18 protein-coding genes are annotated in these 17,769 nt (G+C 71.1%); 3 read left to right on the top strand and 15 right to left on the bottom strand.

The genetic code is table 11. The features are described 5' to 3' along the window. Positions 1 to 66 precede the first annotated feature (66 nt). The 12 genes from Q2K21_RS14750 to Q2K21_RS14695 all read right to left on the bottom strand — a co-directional run bounded on the left by Q2K21_RS14750 (position 67) and on the right by Q2K21_RS14695 (position 12,056). Positions 67 to 1,203: a polyprenyl synthetase family protein gene (locus Q2K21_RS14750; protein ID WP_310770817.1), complete on the bottom strand. Its 1,137-nt coding sequence runs from the start codon at positions 1,201 to 1,203 to the stop codon at positions 67 to 69. After that, a complete protein-coding gene (gene hpnE / locus Q2K21_RS14745; protein ID WP_310770815.1) occupies positions 1,200 to 2,666 on the bottom strand; it encodes a hydroxysqualene dehydroxylase HpnE in 1,467 nt (488 codons plus the stop codon). Before hpnE ends, Q2K21_RS14750 begins: the two co-directional genes overlap by 4 nt. After that, positions 2,663 to 2,803 carry a DUF6380 family protein gene (locus tag Q2K21_RS14740; protein WP_310770812.1) on the bottom strand — a complete coding sequence of 47 codons (141 nt, stop codon included), beginning with the start codon at positions 2,801 to 2,803 and terminating at the stop codon, positions 2,663 to 2,665. Before Q2K21_RS14740 ends, hpnE begins: the two co-directional genes overlap by 4 nt. After that, entirely contained in the window at positions 2,803 to 3,753 is a 951-nt protein-coding gene (gene hpnD / locus Q2K21_RS14735) for a presqualene diphosphate synthase HpnD (RefSeq protein ID WP_310770810.1), read from the bottom strand. Before hpnD ends, Q2K21_RS14740 begins: the two co-directional genes overlap by 1 nt. After that, positions 3,750 to 4,652, bottom strand: a complete 903-nt coding sequence (gene hpnC / locus Q2K21_RS14730) for a squalene synthase HpnC (RefSeq protein ID WP_310770808.1) — start codon at positions 4,650 to 4,652, stop codon at positions 3,750 to 3,752. The genes hpnD and hpnC overlap by 4 nt, the downstream gene beginning before the upstream one ends. A 358-nt stretch (positions 4,653 to 5,010) precedes the next feature. After that, entirely contained in the window at positions 5,011 to 5,799 is a 789-nt protein-coding gene (locus Q2K21_RS14725; protein WP_310770806.1) for an ABC transporter ATP-binding protein, read from the bottom strand. Then, a complete protein-coding gene (locus Q2K21_RS14720; protein WP_310770804.1) occupies positions 5,792 to 6,721 on the bottom strand; it encodes an ABC transporter permease in 930 nt (309 codons plus the stop codon). Before Q2K21_RS14720 ends, Q2K21_RS14725 begins: the two co-directional genes overlap by 8 nt. Positions 6,722 to 6,820: 99 nt before the next feature. Continuing rightward, positions 6,821 to 7,693: a glycosyltransferase family 2 protein gene (locus Q2K21_RS14715; protein ID WP_310780959.1), complete on the bottom strand. Its 873-nt coding sequence runs from the start codon at positions 7,691 to 7,693 to the stop codon at positions 6,821 to 6,823. 8 nt (positions 7,694 to 7,701) lie between these two features. Beyond that, positions 7,702 to 8,481, bottom strand: a complete 780-nt coding sequence (locus tag Q2K21_RS14710) for a CDP-alcohol phosphatidyltransferase family protein (protein ID WP_310770803.1) — start codon at positions 8,479 to 8,481, stop codon at positions 7,702 to 7,704. Beyond that, positions 8,459 to 9,520, bottom strand: coding sequence for an iron-containing alcohol dehydrogenase family protein (locus tag Q2K21_RS14705; RefSeq protein WP_310770802.1), 1,062 nt, complete (start codon positions 9,518 to 9,520; stop codon positions 8,459 to 8,461). Before Q2K21_RS14705 ends, Q2K21_RS14710 begins: the two co-directional genes overlap by 23 nt. After that, a complete protein-coding gene (locus Q2K21_RS14700; protein WP_310770801.1) occupies positions 9,508 to 10,260 on the bottom strand; it encodes a phosphocholine cytidylyltransferase family protein in 753 nt (250 codons plus the stop codon). Before Q2K21_RS14700 ends, Q2K21_RS14705 begins: the two co-directional genes overlap by 13 nt. Continuing rightward, positions 10,257 to 12,056: a DUF5941 domain-containing protein gene (locus Q2K21_RS14695; protein ID WP_310780956.1), complete on the bottom strand. Its 1,800-nt coding sequence runs from the start codon at positions 12,054 to 12,056 to the stop codon at positions 10,257 to 10,259. Before Q2K21_RS14695 ends, Q2K21_RS14700 begins: the two co-directional genes overlap by 4 nt. 321 nt (positions 12,057 to 12,377) lie before the next feature. On the opposite strand from Q2K21_RS14695, the gene galE reads away from it, so the two are divergent. Beyond that, positions 12,378 to 13,358: a UDP-glucose 4-epimerase GalE gene (gene galE / locus Q2K21_RS14690; protein ID WP_310770800.1), complete on the top strand. Its 981-nt coding sequence runs from the start codon at positions 12,378 to 12,380 to the stop codon at positions 13,356 to 13,358. Between the two features lie 327 nt (positions 13,359 to 13,685). Beyond that, positions 13,686 to 14,279: an isopentenyl-diphosphate Delta-isomerase gene (gene idi / locus Q2K21_RS14685; protein ID WP_310770798.1), complete on the top strand. Its 594-nt coding sequence runs from the start codon at positions 13,686 to 13,688 to the stop codon at positions 14,277 to 14,279. A gap of 306 nt (positions 14,280 to 14,585) precedes the next feature. On the opposite strand, the gene Q2K21_RS14680 is transcribed toward idi, so the two are convergent. Then, positions 14,586 to 15,095 (bottom strand): ATP-binding protein, encoded by a 510-nt coding sequence (locus Q2K21_RS14680; RefSeq protein WP_310780953.1) that lies wholly within the window; start codon positions 15,093 to 15,095, stop codon positions 14,586 to 14,588. A 270-nt stretch (positions 15,096 to 15,365) separates the two neighbouring features. Between Q2K21_RS14680 and Q2K21_RS14675 the strand changes: the two genes are divergently transcribed. Continuing rightward, complete coding sequence (locus Q2K21_RS14675; protein ID WP_310770797.1) at positions 15,366 to 16,124, top strand: enoyl-CoA hydratase/isomerase family protein; 759 nt, start codon at positions 15,366 to 15,368, stop codon at positions 16,122 to 16,124. Here the strand turns inward: Q2K21_RS14675 and Q2K21_RS14670 are convergent. Further along, positions 16,111 to 16,746, bottom strand: coding sequence for a DJ-1/PfpI family protein (locus Q2K21_RS14670; RefSeq protein ID WP_310770796.1), 636 nt, complete (start codon positions 16,744 to 16,746; stop codon positions 16,111 to 16,113). The genes Q2K21_RS14675 and Q2K21_RS14670 overlap by 14 nt on opposite strands. 10 nt (positions 16,747 to 16,756) lie before the next feature. Further along, the gene (locus Q2K21_RS14665; RefSeq protein WP_310770794.1) at positions 16,757 to 17,710 is read right to left on the bottom strand and encodes a GlxA family transcriptional regulator; all 954 of its coding nucleotides are present in this window, start codon (positions 17,708 to 17,710) and stop codon (positions 16,757 to 16,759) included. Positions 17,711 to 17,769 lie beyond the last annotated feature (59 nt).

Raw genomic sequence — 17,769 nt, 5'->3', positions numbered from 1 at the left:
CGGCCGGTGCGGGTGCGATCAGGGCACCGGCCGGCGACTACGCGAGGTGTATTCGACCGATAATGATCATCTCTTTCGTACGACGACGAAGTCGGCGAGCGCCGTGAACTGCGCGCGCACCTCCTGGGGCATCCGGACGAAGTCCAGCGCTTCGACGGCGATCGCGTGCTGGCGGCGCGCCTCCTGGGCGGTCCACTCACGGCCGCCCGCCTCCTCGATGAGCGCGGCGCGCGCGGCGAACTCCTCCTCGGAGAAGTTCTCGAAGTCGCTGCTCTTGGCGTCCTCCGCGAGGATCTCGCCGAGGCGCTCGGAGGCGGTTCCGCCCGCCGCCAGCGCGGCCACGACCGGCAGGGACTTCTTGCGCTGGCGCAGATCGCTCCAGGTCTGCTTTCCGGTGGCCTCCGGGTCGCCCCAGATGCCGAGGAGGTCGTCGACGGCCTGGAAGGCGAGGCCCAGGTGGTAGCCGTACTTCTCCAGGGTGTCGGCGGTCGCGTCGTCGGCGCCGCCGAGGACCGCGCCGATGGAGGAGGCGCAGGCGAGCAGGGCGCCGGTCTTGTTGCCCTCCATCTCCAGGCACTCCTCGACGCTGACCCGGTCGCGGTGCTCGTAGGAGATGTCCTGCGCCTGACCGTCGATCAGGGCGCGGGTGGCGGTGGTCAGACGGCGGGCGGCACGGCCGGCCTCGACGGTGCCGAGTTCCAGCAGCACCTCATTGGCCAGGGCGAACAGGGCGTCGCCTACGAGGATGGCCTGGGCGGGGCCGTGCACCTTCCACACGGTGTCGCGGTGGCGGCGCTGTTCGTCACCGTCCATCAGGTCGTCGTGCAGCAGCGAGAAGTTGTGCACCAGCTCGACCGCGACCGCGCCGGGCACACCCACCTCGGGGGCCCGGCCCGCGGCCTGCGCGGAGAGCAGGGCCAGGGCGGGGCGCACGGCCTTGCCGCCGTCGCCGTCCGCGGGGTTGCCCTCGGCGTCGATCCAGCCGAAGTGGTAGGCGGCGACGGTGTCCATGGGCGGTGCCAGTCGGTCCACTGCCTCCCGCAGTACCGGGGTGGCCAGGGTCCGGCCGCGCTCCAGAAGCGCGGACACGTCCACCGCGGTCTCTCGAGCGGCCGTCTCGGCCGGGGGCACAGTGGGCACAGTCTCTCCTCTTGTTGCGATACCGGGGGTGCGGGGGCCCGACCCGTTCAGTTCGACGCTCATGCCGCCTCCTCGAAGAGGTCGGGGAGGTGGGAACCGGACCGGCCGAGGGCGCCCAGCGCGGCGCCCGCCGCACTGACTCCACTGCGGACCGCACTCTCCATGGTCGCGGGCCACCCTGTGGCGGTCCACGCTCCGGCCAGGTACAGGCCGGGGGCCTTGGTGCGGGCGCCGGGCCGCAGCCGCCCGACGCCTGGGGTGGGGGCGAACGTCGCCGTGCGCTCCCGGGTCACGAAGAAGTCCTTCACCTCTGCGCCGCGGGTGGCGGGCAACAGCCGCTCCAGCTCGGGCAGATAGCGCTCGCGCAGCACCGACACGGGCTCGTCGATCTCGTCCTGCGCGGCCGACTGCGACAGCGCGAGGTACTGGCCCTCGCGCAGACCGGAGGCATCGGTGCGGTCGAAGACCCACTGCACCGGGGAGCCGAGCGCCGCGAAGAACGGCCTGGTCAGCACCTTGCGGTCGTAGACGACATGGACGTTGAGGATCGGGGCGGTACCGATGTCGAGCAGCCGTTCGGGCGCGTCGAGGGCTCCGGCGGGCAGCAGTTCATGGGCCTCGCGCTGCGGTACGGCGAGAACGACCGCGTCGGCCTCGATGCGCTCGCCGGGAACCTGAACGCTCCAGGTCCCGTTTTCGTCAGTAGAGATGGAGGTGACGCGTGTACGGACCTCGGTACGAACGCCCGCGGAGTCGAGCGCCTTGCGGGCCAGCCGGTCGTGCAGTTCGCCCAGCGGGACGCGAGCCCAGCCGATGTCGGCCGCGCCCGGGTCGGACAGCAGACCCGTCTTGAACACCATCGCGGCGAGCCCGAGCGAGGCATCGCCGGCCACCGCGTTGAGGGTGGCGACCCCGACCAGGTCCCACAGTGCCTCGATGGCACGCGCCGACTGACCGTGCGCGGCCAGCCAGCTGCCGAAGTCCTGCTCATCGAGTGCGGGATCCGCGAGGTCGAGAGCTCGGAGCGCGAGTGCGGCACGCCCCACTTTGGCGCGCTCGGCGAGCGAGAGATGGGGGTAGGTGGCGAGGCTGCGCCCGAGATGCAGGGGTACGGGCAGCGCGTCGCGCCGTAGTCTGCCCAGCCGTCGCCCCGGCGTGCCGTGCGCGTCGAGAACGGGCACGTCGAGACGATCCTGCAACGGCGCGAGCGCGGCGCCGTCGATGCGGTCGAGAAACCAGCGATAGGCCGTGCAGCAGCGCAGATAGACATGCTGGCCGTTGTCGACGGTCAGGTCGCCGCGCTGGAAGGAGAAGGCGAGTCCGCCCAGCCGCGGCCGCCCCTCCAGCAGGGTGACCCTGACCCCGGCGTCGGCGAGCGCGAGTGCGGCGGTGATCCCGGCGAGCCCCGCACCGATCACGACGGCGGACGACGCCCGGGGGCCGGACGACGCCTCGGAGGCGGACGACGGCTCGGGGCGACCCGAGGTGTCCGCGCCCCGATCCTCCGGCTGTGTGCCGTCGCTCATGGTGCTTCCTCCCCTGCCGGTCCGCCGTGGTGCTTGAACGATGCACGGCGGGCCGTCTCCGTCAGGGACGCCGCGCCGCACCGGAGGGTTGCCTGCCGCTTTTCGCCGATGGAGTCGCCTTGGACCGGACTGCCCATCAGGCACGCCTCCTGACGGTCCGCCGGGACACATGGCGGGTGTCGAGACCCGACAGACCACGCACGGCGACGTACGCCTTCTCACGACCGGGCAGCGAGACCCGGCCGCGCAGTACGGCCTCCGGCTCGCGCTCGATGCGGTCGAGCAGTCGACGGTAGATGCCGGCCATGGCCGCGACACAGGCACCGCTGCGGCGGTCGAGCATGGGCAGCAGGCGGTAACCCTCGGCGAAAAGGGCGCGGGCCCGACGCACTTCGAAGTGCACGAGGCCCGCGAAGTCGGAGCCCTCGGGTGGGGTCGGTCCGTGGAACCCGGCCGAGCAGCCGAACTTGGCGAGGTCGTCGGCGGGCAGATAGACGCGCCCGCCCTCGGCGTCCTCGCGGACGTCCCTCAGGATGTTGGTGAGTTGCAGCGCGAGCCCGAGCGTGTCGGCATACTCCGGCGCGCGCTCGGCGCCGCGCGCCCCCGGTTCCGTACCGAACACCCCGAGCGAGAGCCGCCCGATGGCCCCGGCCACACAGCGGCAGTAGAGCTTCAGATCGTCCCAGGTCTCGTAGGTCTCCCCGCGTACGTCCATGAGGACGCCGTCGATGAGTTCGTCGAGGCCGCCGAGCGGGATCGGGAAGTGCCGGGCGGCATGGGTGAGGGCGACCGCGACCGGGTCGGTGTCGTCCTCGGCCACGCCTCCGTCACGGATCCGGGCCAGCAGCGCCCTGGTCTCCTCCAGCCGCGCCGCCTTGACGTCGGCCGCCAGCGCGCCGTCGCCGATGTCGTCGACACGCCGGGAGAACGCGTAGAGCGCCGACATCGCACGGCGCTTGGGCGTCGGCAGGAGCCTGATGCCGTACGCGAAGTTACGGGCCTGCTGCCCGGTCACGGCCTCGCAGTAGCTGTACGCGGCGAGTACCGGTGGGGCCACGTGCTGTTCCGACTCCACGGTCCGGATCACCCCTCTCCTCGCAGAGTCACGCCCACCTCGCGCAGCAACCGGAGCTTGCCGGACTTGGGCGGGCCGGGAAGTACGTCGTATTCGGCGGCGACGATCGCCCGGATCGCCGCCCTTCCTCCCGCCACGAATCCCGCGAGCAGCAGCCTGAGCCTGCCGTGGACGCTACCCACGAGGGGGGCGCCTTCATTCAGGAGATCCCGGGCGCGTTCCGCTTCGTATGCAACCAGTGCCCGCACCGATGCACCCGCTGAGTTCATGGCAAGGTCCGTCTCCTGGACATGAAAGCGCTTCATGTCGGCTGCGGGCAGATAGATGCGGTCGCGGCCGAGATCCTCGGCGACGTCCTGGAGGTGCTCCACGATCTGCAGCGCGGTGCAGATCGCGTCGGAACGGCGGATGCGCTCGGGGGTGGCGGTGCCGGTGACAGCAAGGACGAGACGACCGACCGGGTTGGCGGACAGCTCGCAGTACGCGAGGAGGTCGTCGTAGGTCTCATACCGCTTGACCAGCTGGTCCTGGCGGTTGGCGGCGATCAGGCCGAGGAACGGCTCGGGGGTGAGGCCGGCGCGCCGGACCGTGGGCTGGAGGCGGCGCAGGAGCGGGTGACGCGGCGTCGAGTCGAAGACCCGGTGCAGGTCGGCCTCGAAGGCGTCCAGAAGGACGAGGCGGTCCTCGGCCTCCTCGGGCGACGCGCCGAGAATACGGGCGTCGGTACCGCCGGGGGCGAGGTCGCCGTCGCCGATGTCGTCGACAAGGCGGGCGAAACCGTAGACGGCCATCAGATCGGCACGCCAGATCCTGGGCAGGAAGAACGGCGCCACGGGGAAGTTCTCGTCCGCGGCCTTGTCGAGGGTGCCGCGCTCCGGGTCGCCGGTGCGCGCCGTCCCGGCTTCGATCACCGCTCGCCGCCCGACGCGGAGACGGCACATGCCTCGCGGAGCTGGAGACTTTCCGTAGCCATTGCCGTCACATCTCCCGTTCTACACTGCCGACCCAATACATCCTATTTCGGACACGCCGCCTGGCGTCCGCGCAGCGCGGCAGGTGTGGGGGTGCAGGGCATTATCGCCCCACTTGCCGCTAATCAGCACCGGTACAGCTTACGTTGTACAACGCAGCGAGCTTCGGCGGGGTGTCCTGCGCATCACAACAACACACCGATTGATGTCAAGATTCCTACGGCCCAACAGAGTTGGCGTTTCCTTTGCAGACGCAGGGCCCCGCCGGACCGTTCCGGCGGGGCCCTGGCGACGGGGCCTACTTGCCCGTGAACTTCTCGTACTCCTTGAGGACCTCTTCGGTCGGGCCGTCCATCCGCAGCTCACCGCGCTCCAGCCACAGGACGCGGTCGCAGGTGTCGCGGATCGACTTGTTGTTGTGACTGACCAGGAACACCGTGCCGGCCTCCTTGCGCAGTTCCCGGATGCGTTCCTCGGAGCGCGTCTGGAACTTGCGGTCACCGGTGGCGAGGGCCTCGTCGATCATGAGGACGTCGTGGTCCTTGGCGGCCGCGATGGAGAAACGCAGGCGCGCCGCCATGCCGGAGGAGTAGGTGCGCATCGGCAGCGTGATGAAGTCGCCCTTCTCGTTGATGCCGGAGAAGTCGACGATCTCCTGGTAGCGCTCCTTGATCTGCTCGCGGGACATTCCCATCGCGAGGCCGCCCAGGATGACGTTGCGCTCGCCCGTCAAGTCGTTCATCAGGGCAGCGTTGACGCCGAGCAGCGAGGGCTGGCCGTCGGTGTAGACCTTGCCCCGCTCGGCGGGCAGCAGGCCGGCGATGGCGCGCAGCAGCGTGGACTTGCCGGAGCCGTTGGATCCGATCAGGCCGATGGCCTCGCCGCGGTAGGCGACGAAGGAGACGCCCCTGACGGCGTGCACCTTGCGCACGCCGCGCGCCGCGTCGTCGGAGCCTCGCCTGACGATGCGGCTGAGAGCGGCGGTGGCACTGCCCTTGCCGGTCTTGGCGCCGTTGACCCGGTAGACGATGTGCAGCTCGTCCGCGATGACGGTGGGGACCCTGGCCCCGGTCTTCTGCTCAGCCACGGCCGTACCGCTCCTCCGCCTTCCAGAAGTACACGAACCCGCCGACGAAGACGACGACGGCCCAGAACAGCGCGATGACCCAGACATGCGGCGGGAGGTTCTCGGCGCCGTAGTCCTTGATGAGCGCGAAGCGCATCAGGTCCATGTACACGGCGGCCGGATTCAGCTGGAGGGCGCGCACGATCCACTCGGGCTTCCCGGCAAGCATGGTGTGGATGGAGAACATGACGCCGGACGCGTACATCCAGGTGCGCAGGATGAACGGCATCAGCTGGGCGAGGTCGGGGGTCTTCGCGCCCATCCGCGCCACGATCAGCGCGAGACCGGTGTTGAAGAAGAACTGCAGCACCAGCGCCGGGACGATCAGCAACCAGGACATGCTCGGATAGCTGCCGAACCCGAACGCCATGACGAACAGCACGATCATCGAGAAGAGCAGCTGCTGGAGCTGCTGCAACGCGAAGGAAATGGGCAGCGAGGCCCGTGGGAAGTGCAGCGCGCGCACCAGGCCCAGATTGCCGGAGATCGCGCGGACGCCGGCCATGAGCGAGCTCTGCGTGAAGGTGAAGACGAAGACGCCGGTGACCAGGAACAGGATGTACGTGTCGAGCGACATGCCCCGGCCGGCCTTCAGGATCAGGCCGAAGATCATGTAGTACACGAGCGCGTTCAGCAGCGGGGTGGCGACCTGCCACAGCTGGCCGAGCTTTGCCTGGCTGTACTGGGCGGTGAGCTTCGCCTGCGAGAAGGCGAGGATGAAGTGACGCCGTCCCCACAGCTGGCGGACGTACTCACCGAGCCCGGGGCGGGCACCGCTGACCGAGAGCCCGTACTTGGTGGCCAGCTCGGCCGCGGTCAGCCCGTCATCGGGCGACAGACGGTCGCTCACCGCGACACCGCCGTCATGCGTTGTCTCACTCACAGGTTGGCAAACTCTCCGTTTTCGGGTGCGCGGCCTGCCCACGCACGGGTGGGAGCCGGGATGCGGGTCCCGCCCGCGTGGTTCCGACTATCGAGCTTGTCAGATGACCGGAGGCCGGCCCAGCCGGGTCAGCCGCCATACCGTACGCCACTTCATGGGGCGCCGGGGTCCGGACGGAGTGGTCCATCCCTCCTTGAACCCGCCGAACCACGCCTTCAGGGCGGACCGCGACGGGCGGCGCAGCAGGGTCAGGAGCATCCAGACCCCCAGGTAGACCGGGACCAGAAGGGCGGGGAGGTTCCGGCGGGCCAGCCAGACCCGGTTGCGGGCGACCATGCGGTGGTACACCGCATGGCGGGAGGGAGCGGTCGTGGGGTGGTACAGCACCATGTCCGACCGGTAGTCGATCATCCAGCCCCCGTCCAGGGCCCGCCAGGCCAGGTCGGTCTCCTCGTGGGCGTAGAAGAACTCGTCCGGCAGGCCCCCGACCTCGGCGAAGACCTTCGTACGGACGGCGTTGGCGCCGCCGAGGAAGGTGGTCACCCGGGAGGAGCGCATCGGGTCGGAGGCGCGCAGCCGTGGCACGTGACGCCGCTGGGTCTCGCCCGTGTCGGGGTCGGCGATGCGGAAGCTGATGATGCCGAGCTCCGGGTCGGTGGCGAAGGCCTGGCGGCACAGCTCGGCGGTGTCGCTGCGGGCGAGGAGACCGTCGTCGTCGAGGAAGAGGAGTACGTCGACGTCCGTGCCGCCGGGGCCGAAGGCCTCGATGCCGACGTTGCGGCCGCCGGGGATGCCGAGGTTCTCGGGCAGCTCGACGGTCCGGACGCCCTCGGGGACGTCCGGGACGGGCGAGCCGTTCCCGACCACGACGACCTCCACGGGGTCGCCGTCCTGCTTGGCCACCGAGTCGAGGAGCGCGCGGAGTTCGGCCGGGCGGTTGCCCATCGTGATGATGACGGCCCCGACCTTTATGGCGCCGCTCACTTCAGCCTGCTGGAGGCGAGGATGGACACGAGGTGCAGCACGGTCTGGAGCATCGCGATGCCGGCCAGCACGGCGACGCCGAGCCGCTCGAAGAACAGGTCGCCCCTGACCGTGTCCACGATCGCCAGGACGAGGATCAGCAGGGACGCCTCGATCCCGAGGACGAGACGGTGGAGCTTCAGCGCCGAGGCCGCCTTGCGGGCCAGCGCCATACCTGACGAGCGCGGCTCGGAAGCCGCCTCCTTGACCGGCGGCAGCCCGCCCTGGTGGCGGGCGACGCCGACGAGGTCGGTCTCGGCCTTGATCAGGATCGCGCCGAGGGCGGCAAGGGTGCCGAGGAAGGCCCACAGCCAGTCGATCCGCCCGGAGCCCCACAGATCGGCGGCGCGCAGACCGAAGCCGACGAGCACCGCGGCGTCGGTCAGATAGGCACCGACCCGGTCCAGGTACACCCCGCCGAGCGAGAACTGCTGCTTCCAGCGGGCGACCTCGCCGTCGACGCAGTCCAGCAGCAGATAGAGCTGGACGCACACCACGCCGAGCACGGCGCCCGGGATCCCCGGCACGAGGAGTGCCGGGGCCGCGAGCACGCCGAAGACGGTCATCAGGTACGTGAGCTGGTTGGGCGTGACCCTGGTGTTGACCAGGTAGCGGTCGACCCGCAGGGACACCTCACGCATGTAGAGGCGTCCCATCCAGTGCTCACCGCTGCGCCGGTCCTTCACCCCCGCGGGGTGAACGACGGGGCGGAGTTCAGCTACCGATGGCCTTGACATAGTCGGCGTATGCGTCCTTGATCTGGTCGGTCTTCAGGTCGAGGTGTTCGAGGATCGTGTAGCGGCCGGGCCGGGTCTGCGGGGCGAACTCCACGGCCTGGACGAACTCGTCCACCGTGAAGCCGATCTCCTCCGGCAGCACGGGCAGCCCGTGCCGGCGCAGTACCTGGGCCATGTACGCCGACTCCTCGTGCGCCCCGCGCAGATACATCGCGAAGGCGGCACCCAGGCCGCACTGCTCGCCGTGCGCAGCGGCGCGCTTGGGGAACAGCAGGTCGAAGGCGTGGTTGATCTCGTGGCACGCGCCCGAGGACGGGCGTGAGTCGCCCGACACCGACATGGCGATGCCACTGAGCACCAGCGCCTCGGCCAGCACCTGGAGGAAGCCGTTGTCGCCGATGCCGCCGGGGTGGCGCAGCACCGCCTCACCGGCCTGCCTCGCCATCGCCGCGGCGAGGCCGTCGATCTTCTCGCCGTTGACCCGGTTGGCCAGCTCCCAGTCCGCGATGGCGGAGATGTTCGACACGGCGTCGCCGATGCCCGCACGCACGAAGCGCACCGGGGCCTCACGGATGACGTCGAGGTCGATGAGGACCGCGATCGGGTTCGGCACGCCGTACGAGCCGCGCCCCGCGTCGTTGTCCAGGGTCGCGACCGGCGAGCACAGACCGTCGTGCGCGAGGTTGGTGGGCACGGCGACCAGCGGCAGGCCTACGCGCGCCGCGGCGAACTTGGCGCAGTCGATGATCTTGCCGCCGCCCAGGCCCACCAGCGCGTCGTAGTGGTCGGCCCTCATGTCCCCGGCCAGCCGCACCGCGTCGTCCAGGGTGCCGCCGCCGACCTCGTACCAGGTGGCGCCGGGCAGGGAGGGGCCGAGCCGCTCGCGCAGCCGGGCGCCGGAGCCGCCGCTGACCGCGACGGCGAGCTTGCCCGAGTGCGAGATGCGCTCGTCGGCGAGTACGCCCGCCAGGTCGTCGAGGGCACCCGGGCGGATGTCCACGACGACCGGCGAGGAGATGAGCCTCGTCAGTACCGGCACGCGATCTCCCGGCCCTTGGCGAGGTCGTCGTGGTTGTCGATCTCCACCCAGTTGACGTCGCCGATCGGCGCCACGTCGACCTTGAAGCCGCGGTTGACCAGCTCCTGGTAGCCGTCCTCGTAGTAGAGCTGCGGATCCCGCTCGAAGGTCGCCTTCAGCGCGTCGGCCAGCTCCTCGGCCGCGTCGCCCTCGATGAGGGTCACGCCGATGTACTCACCCGTCGCCTCTGACGGCTCCATCAGCTTGGTGATCCTCTGGACACCCTTCTCGGGGTCCACGACGACCTTCATCTCCTCGTCGGCGAGCTGCTTCACCGTGTCGAGGGCAAGGATGATCTTCTTGCCGTCGCCGCGCGCGGCCAGCAGCGTCTTCTCCACGGAGACCGGGTGCACGGTGTCGCCGTTGGCGAGGATCACGCCGTCCTTGAGGGCGTCACGACCGCACCACAGGGAGTAGGCGTTGTTCCACTCCTCGGCCTTGTCGTTGTCGATCAGGGTGAGCTTGACGCCGTACTTCTGCTCCAGGGCCGCCTTGCGCTCGTACACGGCCTCCTTGCGGTAGCCGACGATGATCGCGACCTCGGTCAGACCCACCTCGGCGAAGTTGCCGAGAGTGAGGTCCAGGACCGTGAGGCTGTCCTCGGAACCCGCGGGCCCCACCGGCACCAGAGCCTTGGGGAGGGTGTCGGTGTAGGGGCGCAGACGCCGTCCGGCGCCGGCCGCCAGCACGAGGCCGATCATGCGGGTTCTCCTTCATCGTGTACGGCGGGCGCGCCACTCTGGTGAGCGGACACCCAGAAGCGGATGCTCTCGACGAGCACCACCAGGGCCACGTAAACGGCGAGGGCCGTGAGCGCGACCTTGAACTGCGCCGCGGAAAGCAGCGCGGCAAGGACCGTGACCAGCAGCGTCCGGCCTTCGTGCCCCCCGATCGCGCGCACCAGCCAGTGCGGTGGCGCGTCGGCGTCGCCGCGGATGCGGTACACCGTGTCGTAGTGATGGTAGGCGACGGCCGCCACCAGCCCGAAAGCCGCGGGAAGCACTCCGTTCACCCCGGATTTGGCCGCCAGCAGCAGGACGGTGCAGTATTCGGCGGCTCGGAAGAACGGCGGGACCAGCCAGTCCAGGGCGCCCTTGAGGGGCTTCACGACGGCTTCGGAGGACACCAGGACGTAGACGCCGGCGGCCAGGACGACCGACCAGCCCGGCCCGTCGAACCAGGCCGCGAGCGGCATGAGGACGGCTCCGGCGACGGCCCAGAGGAACGCCGGGCCTCGGGACTTGCCCAGGACCCGTGCCAGCAGTTCGGCCAGTGGTCCACTGTCCGTGAGATCCGCCAGCGCCCGCGCCGCCCGGTCCGTCCGCTGCGCCCTGCGCGTCAACGACCGCAGTACGCGTCCCGCCGTCGTGTAAGTCGCCGCGAAGGCGCAGCCGATGAGCAGCGCGTAGAAGGTGATACGGGGGGTGGTGGCCGCCGTCAGGACGGCGATCATGGCCCAGCGTTCCCCGATCGGCAGGACAATCATCCGGCGTACCCAGACCGTCCAGCCGACGCTGTCCAGTTTGTCGGAGAGAGCCGCTGTGGGGCTGGTGTTGGCGGTCGCGTCGTGGTTCGCCTCGGTGAAGGCGAAGTCGACGACGTGCCGGCAGGTCTGCAGGACCATCGCGCCGAGGGCGAGCGCCCAGACGTCATCGCCGCCGCGGGCCGCGCCGAGGGCGAGGCCCGCGTAATAGGCGTACTCCTTGGCGCGGTCGAAGGTGGCGTCGAGCCAGGCACCCAGCGTCGAGTACTGCAGCGAGTACCGGGCGAGCTGACCGTCGGTGCAGTCGAGGACGAAGGAGACGATCAGCAGGATGCCCGCGGCGATGAAGCCGCCTCGGGTGCCGGTGGCCGCGCAGCCCGCCGCGATCAGGGCGGTGAGCAGCGAGGCCGTGGTGACCTGGTTGGGGGTCAGGCCACGGCGGGCGCACCAGCGGGCGATGTAACGCGAGTACGGGCTGATGAAGTGTGTGGTGAAGAAGCCGTCGCGGGCCTTGACGGCGCTGCGCAGCCGGACAGCCTCGTCGTCGACGGCGAGGACCGCCTGGCGGGCCTCGTTGCGGGTCTGGGGGTCGGTGGGGACGGCGGCGACCAGGGTGCCGAGTTCCGGGCGGTGGACCGGTACGCCGTCGGTGTCGAGGGCCGCGGCGATGCGCTCGGCGAGGTTGTCGGTGACGACCGCCGCGCCGCCCCCGGCGGAACGCTCGTGGGCCAGGGCGCGGATCAGCGCCTGGCGGGCGGCCGGCTGGGCGGTGACGGCACCGGGCACGGCTGCGGCCGGGAAGCGGGGGTCGGTGAGGCCGAGGCGCAGGGAGTGCACGTGGCCCACGAAGCGGGCGTCGACGATCGCGACCCGCTGGTTCGCCGGCACGGCGGCGAGGAGTGTCTCGGCGTCACCGGCGTCGGTGGCGACCCGCACGTCGAAGCCGAGCGTCCGCAGATCGCCCTCGAGCGACGATCCGGGGACCGGCTGACCGGTGAGGATGGCGGTCGACAGACGAACTCACTCCCTGAGGCCCGACGCGTACGGGCGCCGGTCATGTGTGTGGTGTGGGACACCCGGGGCAGGGGCCGGGCGGCATGTCGGCAGAGGCTATCGGATGCCCGGAAGCCGGTGTTCACCGGCCGTTCATGGACTGATCAACCCTGTCTGCGCGGCTGCCGCCGCGATCATCATCAGGGATCGGAGGGGTGCGCAACAAACCGCGGGAACAGACCAGGACATTCACGCCCTCACGGCTGCCTCGCGATTGCGCATTCACGGCATCACGCATGTATACGGACTCGTTTTCACCGGACAGGCATAGGGTGAGGGCCCATGACATGGCTGATCACCGGCGGGGCCGGTTACATCGGGGCACACGTGGCGCGGGCGATGGCCGCGGAGGGCGAGCGCGTACTCGTCCTGGACGACCTCTCGGCCGGTGTGCCGACGCGGCTCCCGGAGAGCATTCCGCTGGTCCAGGGCTCCTCGCTGGACGGGGAGCTGCTGAAGCGGGTCTTCGCCGAGCACGCGGTGACGGGTGTGGTGCACCTCGCCGCGCGCAAGCAGGTCGGCGAGTCCGTGGCCCAGCCGACGCGCTACTACCAGGAGAACGTGGGCGGTCTGGCGACGCTGCTGGACGCGGTGGCCGGGGCGGGGATCAAGCGGTTCCTGTTCTCCTCGTCCGCGGCCGTCTACGGCAACCCCGATGTGGACCTCATCACGGAGGACACGCCCTGTGCCCCGATGAGCCCGTACGGCGAGACGAAGCTCGCGGGCGAGTGGCTGGTGCGGGCGGCGGGCCGGGCGCACGGCATCGCGACCGTGTGCCTGCGCTACTTCAACGTGGCGGGCGCGGCCGAGCCCGAGCTGGCGGACACGGGCGTCTTCAACGTCGTGCCGATGGTCTTCGACCGGCTCACCCGGGGCGAGGCCCCGCGGATCTTCGGCGACGACCATCCGACGCCGGACGGCACGTGCGTGCGTGACTACATCCACGTCGCCGACCTCGCCGACGCGCACCTCGCGGCGGCCCGGCGGCTGGCCGGGGGCGCGACCGGCGACCTGACCGTCAACATCGGCCGCGGCGAGGGCGTCTCGGTGCGCGAGCTCGTCACGCTCATCGGGGAGGTGACCGGCGACACCACGCCCCCGGTCGTCGAGCCGCGCCGCCCGGGTGACGCGCCGCGCGCGGTGGCGTCGGCCGCGCTGGCCGAGCGGGAGCTGGGCTGGAGTGCCCGGCGCGACGTGCGCGAGATGGTGGAGTCGGCGTGGCGGGGCTGGCTGCTGCACCGCCCGGAGGCCGGCCAGGGCTGATCGGGGCGCAACCGGCATAGGCGCGGCGCCGGAGTGGTCACGCTCGTACCGGTCCGGCGTGACGCGTGCGTGTGATGTACCGGGGGCGCTCCGGGAGGACGGCGCCCGGGCGGGCGCCGCGCACCCCCGGAGCGCCCCCGGGGAGGCGGTTCCCGGTCCGTGGCACCGGGCACGATCAGGTATCCGGCCGCTTCCGGCATCTGCTGGGTGAGGGCCGTACGGGCCCTACGGCGGCCCGGGGCGGGACATGCGGGGAGTCACGAAGTGCCGGGAGTGCCGGATTCGTACGGCAGACTTGGGGCTGGACAACCGATGCGAAGGATGGGTATGCCGATCACACCTGCCACCGCGACGCACCTTTCGTCGAGCGGCACCGCCGAGGCCATCTTGCTGGAGCTGGTCGACGAGGACGGCACCACGATCGGCACGGCGGAGAAGCTCGCCGCCCATCAGCCGCCGGGTCAGCTGCACCGGGCGTTCTCCGTGTTCCTCTTCGACGACCACGGGCGGCTGCTGCTCCAGCAGCGGGCGCTGGGCAAGTACCACTCCCCCGGCGTCTGGTCCAACACCTGCTGCGGCCATCCCTACCCGGGTGAGGCACCGTTCGCGGCGGCGGCCCGGCGGACGTACGAGGAGCTGGGGGTCTCCCCGTCGCTGCTCGCCGAGGCGGGCACGGTCCGCTACAACCACCCGGATCCGGACTCCGGCCTGGTGGAGCAGGAGTTCAACCACCTCTTCGTCGGTCTTGTGCAGTCGCCCGTACGCCCGGACCCGGAGGAAGTCGCTCAGACGGCCTTCGTGACCGCCGAGGAACTGGCGGAGCGGCATGCGAAGGACACGTTCTCCTCGTGGTTCATGACGGTCCTGGACGCGGCCCGGCCGGCGATCAGGGAACTGACGGGCCCGTCCGCGGGCTGGTGACCCACGGGCCCGCCCGCGGGCCGGTGGCCCGCAGCCCCGTCCGCGCACCGGTGACCTACGGGCCCGCCCGCGTACCGGAGACCCACGGGCCACTCCGCGGACCCGTGACCCGCAGCCCCGCCCGCATACCGGAGACCCACGGGCCACTCCGCGGACCCGTGACCCGCAGCCCCGCCCGCGTACCGGAGACCCACGGGCCACTCCGCGAACCCGTGACCCGCAGCCCCGCCCGCGGACCGGTGACCCACGGGCCCCTGCACGGACCGGTGACCCTCAGGCCCCTCCGGCCCGCGCGGGCGGACGGACTCATACGATCCATGCCGGTTTGAGCGGCAGGGCGGCCCAGATCACCTTGCCGCCGCTCGCCGTGTGCTCCACGTCGCAGACCCCGCCGCCCTCCCGGGTGATCTCGCGGACCAGGAGCAGTCCGCGCCCGCCGGTCCGGCCGTGATCGGCCTCCAGGGCGCTCGGGCGGTAGGGGTGGTTGTCCTCCACCGACACCCGCACCCATTCGGGGCCCACGGCAACCTCCACGGCGAGCATCGGCGACAGCAGCGCCGCGTGCCGGACGGCGTTGGTGACCAGCTCGGAGACGATCAGCAGCAGGGCCTGCACGGTGTCGTCCGACACGGGCACGCCCTGGCGGGCGAGCAGGTCCCGGACGGCGTGCCGGGCCTGCGGCACCGAGGCGTCCACGGCGGCGGCGGTGAACCGCCAGACACCTTCGTACGGAAGCGGTCCCGGCGGTTTGCGGTCGTACGGTGCGCTCCCGCCGCCTTCAGGGCGCGGGCCGGACCCCCGCCCTTCGTCGTCCATCGTCCGGTCGCCACCCTTGCGCTCGATTGTCACCACACGTCGAGTGTTGGGAATGCACTGGTAGGTGCCGAATGACTGAACACAAGTCAGCGGTTATCGACGACATCTGACCGTTCGCGCATGACGAGGTCGGTTGTGTGACCGATCCTGCCCCCGTGGCGCCGCCTTCGGAACTCTTCGGGTTGTACGCGTTCGGCGTCCGGCTCGCCCCTCCGTGGGGGCGAGCCCCTTCCTGATCGTGTGTTCGGGGGTGCGGATAGCATCCGGCGTATGGAGCCCCAGCTGCTGCACAGCGTCACCGACGGGGTGGCGACCGTCGTCATCCACCACCCGGCCAAGCGCAATGCCATGACGGCCGGCATGTGGAAGGCGCTGCCGCCGCTGCTCGACGCGCTGGCCGCCGATCCTGCCGTACGGGCGCTGGTGCTCACCGGCGAGGGCAGGACGTTCTGCGCGGGCGCCGACATCTCCACGCTGCGGGGGTCGCCGCAGCGGGCGCAGACGCTGGCCGTGCTGGCCGAGGAGGCGCTGGCCGCGTTCCCGAAGCCGACGCTGGCGGCGATCCGCGGCCACTGCGTGGGCGGCGGGTCGCAGCTCGCGGCGGCCTGCGATCTACGGTTCGCCGAGGAGGGTGCGCTGTTCGGGGTGACGCCGGCCAAGCTGGGGATCGTCTACCCGTCCTCCTCCACCCGGCGGCTGGTGTCGCTGGTGGGGCCCGGCACCGCCAAGTACCTCTTGTTCTCGGGCGAGTTGATCGACGCGGAACGGGCACTGCGGACGGGCCTGGCCGACGAGGTGCTGCCCGAGGGCGAACTCGGCAAGCGGGTCGCGGAGTTCACGCGCCTGCTGGTGGCGCGCTCGCAGCTGACGCAGGCCGCGGCCAAGGAGTTCGCGAACGGGCGGACGGACCGGGACACGTACTGGGCCGAGCAGGCGCGCGGCAGCGGCGACACCGCGGAGGGCGTCGCCGCGTTCCTGGAGCGCAGGCAGCCGCGCTTCACCTGGACAACGTCGCCTACGTCAGGATGAAGCGGCTCTTGGTGCGGAACTCCTCGACGAGGTGCGCGGGGGCCTTCTGCGGGGACCCCGCGTCGTAGGGCGGCTGCGGGTCGTACTCGGTCAGCAGTTGTACGGCCTGGGCGTGTTCGTCGCCCGCGATGCGGCCGAGCAGGGTGAGGCCCATGTCGATGCCGGAGGAGACTCCCGCCGCGGTCACGTATTTTCCGTCGAACACCACGCGTTCGCCCGTGGGTTCGGCGCCGAACTGCTTCAGGAAGTCCAGGGCCAGCCAGTGCGAGGTGGCGCGGCGCCCCTTCAGCAGCCCGGCGGCGGCGAGCAGCAGGGAGCCGGTGCACACGGACGTCGTCCAGGTGCTGGTGGCGTCGGCGGCGCGCAGCCAGTCGAGGAGGGCCTTGTTCTCCATCTGCGGGGTCTGCCCGGGACCACCGGGGACGATGACGATGTCGGGGGCCGGCACCTCGTCCAGGGTCCGGTCGGCGGTGAGCGCGAGGGCTCCGGTGTCGCTGCGCACGGGCCCGGTCCGCTCGGCGACGAAGACGGTCTCCGCGTCGGGAAGGCGGCCTAGGGTCTCGTAGGGGCCCACGGCGTCGAGGGCGGTGAAGCGGTCGTAGAGGACGATGGCGATCTGCATGGGAATCCTTTCAGTGGGCGGTGGCGGGACGGAAGCGGCGCCGGTACTCCGCCGGGGCCGCGCCGAGCGCCTTCACGAAGGCGCGGCGCATGGCCTCGGAGGTGCCGTAGCCGCTGGCGCGGGAGATCTCCTCGATGCCGTCGGTGGTGTCCTCCAGGAGGCGGCGGGCGTGTTCGAGGCGTACGCGGTCGACATAGCGCCCCGGGGTCATCCCGGTTTCGGCCTGGAAGGCGCGGGCGAAGTGACGGGGCGACAGCCGGGCGCGGGCGGCGAGCGACTCCACCGTGAGGTCGTCACCCGGGTGCTCGGTGATCCACTGCTGGACCTCGCGCAGGGGCTCGCGCCGCGCGGTCTGGGCCGCCAGCTGGGCGCTGAACTGGGCCTGGTTGCCGGGGCGGCGCAGGAAGACGACGAGGTGGCGGGCGATGGCCAGGGCGGCCTCACGGCCCAGGTCCTCCTCGACGAGGGCCAGGGCGAGGTCGATGCCGGAGGTGACGCCGGCCGAGGTGGCGACGTGTCCGTCGCGCACGTAGATGGGTTCGGGGTCGACCTCGATCTCCGGGTGGTGGCGGGCCAGCGTGTCGCAGTACGCCCAGTGGGTGGTCGCACGGCGGCCGTCGAGGAGGCCCGCGCGGGCGAGCAGGATCGCACCGGTGCAGATGGAGACCAGGCGTTCGGCCCGTGCGCCGTGCTCCCGCAGCCAGTCCACCAGACGCGGGTCGGGGCTCCGGGTGCCCCGGCCGCCCGGAACGAGCAGGGTGTGCGGGTGGGGCACGTCGGCGAGGGCGTGGTCGGGCACGAGCGTGAGGCCGCTGGAGGTGCGGACCGGGGCGCCGTCCAGGGAGGCCGTGACAAGGCTGTAGGTCCCGGGTGAGTGGGTCTCGGCGCCCATGAAGACCTCCACCGGGCCGGTGACGTCAAGGCTCTGCACATCGTCGAAGAGGACGACCAGAAGGGTCCGCATATCCTCGATTCTTTGCCGGGGCCGGGATGGCCGCAATGTCGAATACCCCTCCTTTCCTG

This window comes from Streptomyces sp. CGMCC 4.7035, assembly GCF_031583065.1.
In the GTDB taxonomy this organism is placed as follows: Bacteria; Actinomycetota; Actinomycetes; order Streptomycetales; family Streptomycetaceae; genus Streptomyces; species Streptomyces yaanensis.
Note: the sequence above shows the minus strand (reverse complement) of the source record. Positions and strands in the feature narration are given on the sequence as shown.

What these genes read in the sequence shown, in the direction of transcription:
- Q2K21_RS14665 (WP_310770794.1), bottom strand. Translation starts at nt 17,710, where the DNA reads ATGCGGACCCTTCTGGTCGTCCTCTTCGACGATGTGCAGAGCCTTGAC.
- Q2K21_RS14670 (WP_310770796.1), bottom strand. Translation starts at nt 16,746, where the DNA reads ATGCAGATCGCCATCGTCCTCTACGACCGCTTCACCGCCCTCGACGCC.
- Q2K21_RS14750 (WP_310770817.1), bottom strand. Translation starts at nt 1,203, where the DNA reads ATGAGCGTCGAACTGAACGGGTCGGGCCCCCGCACCCCCGGTATCGCA.
- idi (WP_310770798.1), top strand. Translation starts at nt 13,686, where the DNA reads ATGCCGATCACACCTGCCACCGCGACGCACCTTTCGTCGAGCGGCACC.
- Q2K21_RS14700 (WP_310770801.1), bottom strand. Translation starts at nt 10,260, where the DNA reads ATGATCGGCCTCGTGCTGGCGGCCGGCGCCGGACGGCGTCTGCGCCCC.
- galE (WP_310770800.1), top strand. Translation starts at nt 12,378, where the DNA reads ATGACATGGCTGATCACCGGCGGGGCCGGTTACATCGGGGCACACGTG.
- Q2K21_RS14680 (WP_310780953.1), bottom strand. Translation starts at nt 15,095, where the DNA reads ATGGACGACGAAGGGCGGGGGTCCGGCCCGCGCCCTGAAGGCGGCGGG.
- hpnE (WP_310770815.1), bottom strand. Translation starts at nt 2,666, where the DNA reads ATGAGCGACGGCACACAGCCGGAGGATCGGGGCGCGGACACCTCGGGT.
- Q2K21_RS14675 (WP_310770797.1), top strand. Translation starts at nt 15,366, where the DNA reads ATGGAGCCCCAGCTGCTGCACAGCGTCACCGACGGGGTGGCGACCGTC.
- Q2K21_RS14740 (WP_310770812.1), bottom strand. Translation starts at nt 2,803, where the DNA reads ATGGGCAGTCCGGTCCAAGGCGACTCCATCGGCGAAAAGCGGCAGGCA.
- Q2K21_RS14710 (WP_310770803.1), bottom strand. Translation starts at nt 8,481, where the DNA reads ATGTCAAGGCCATCGGTAGCTGAACTCCGCCCCGTCGTTCACCCCGCG.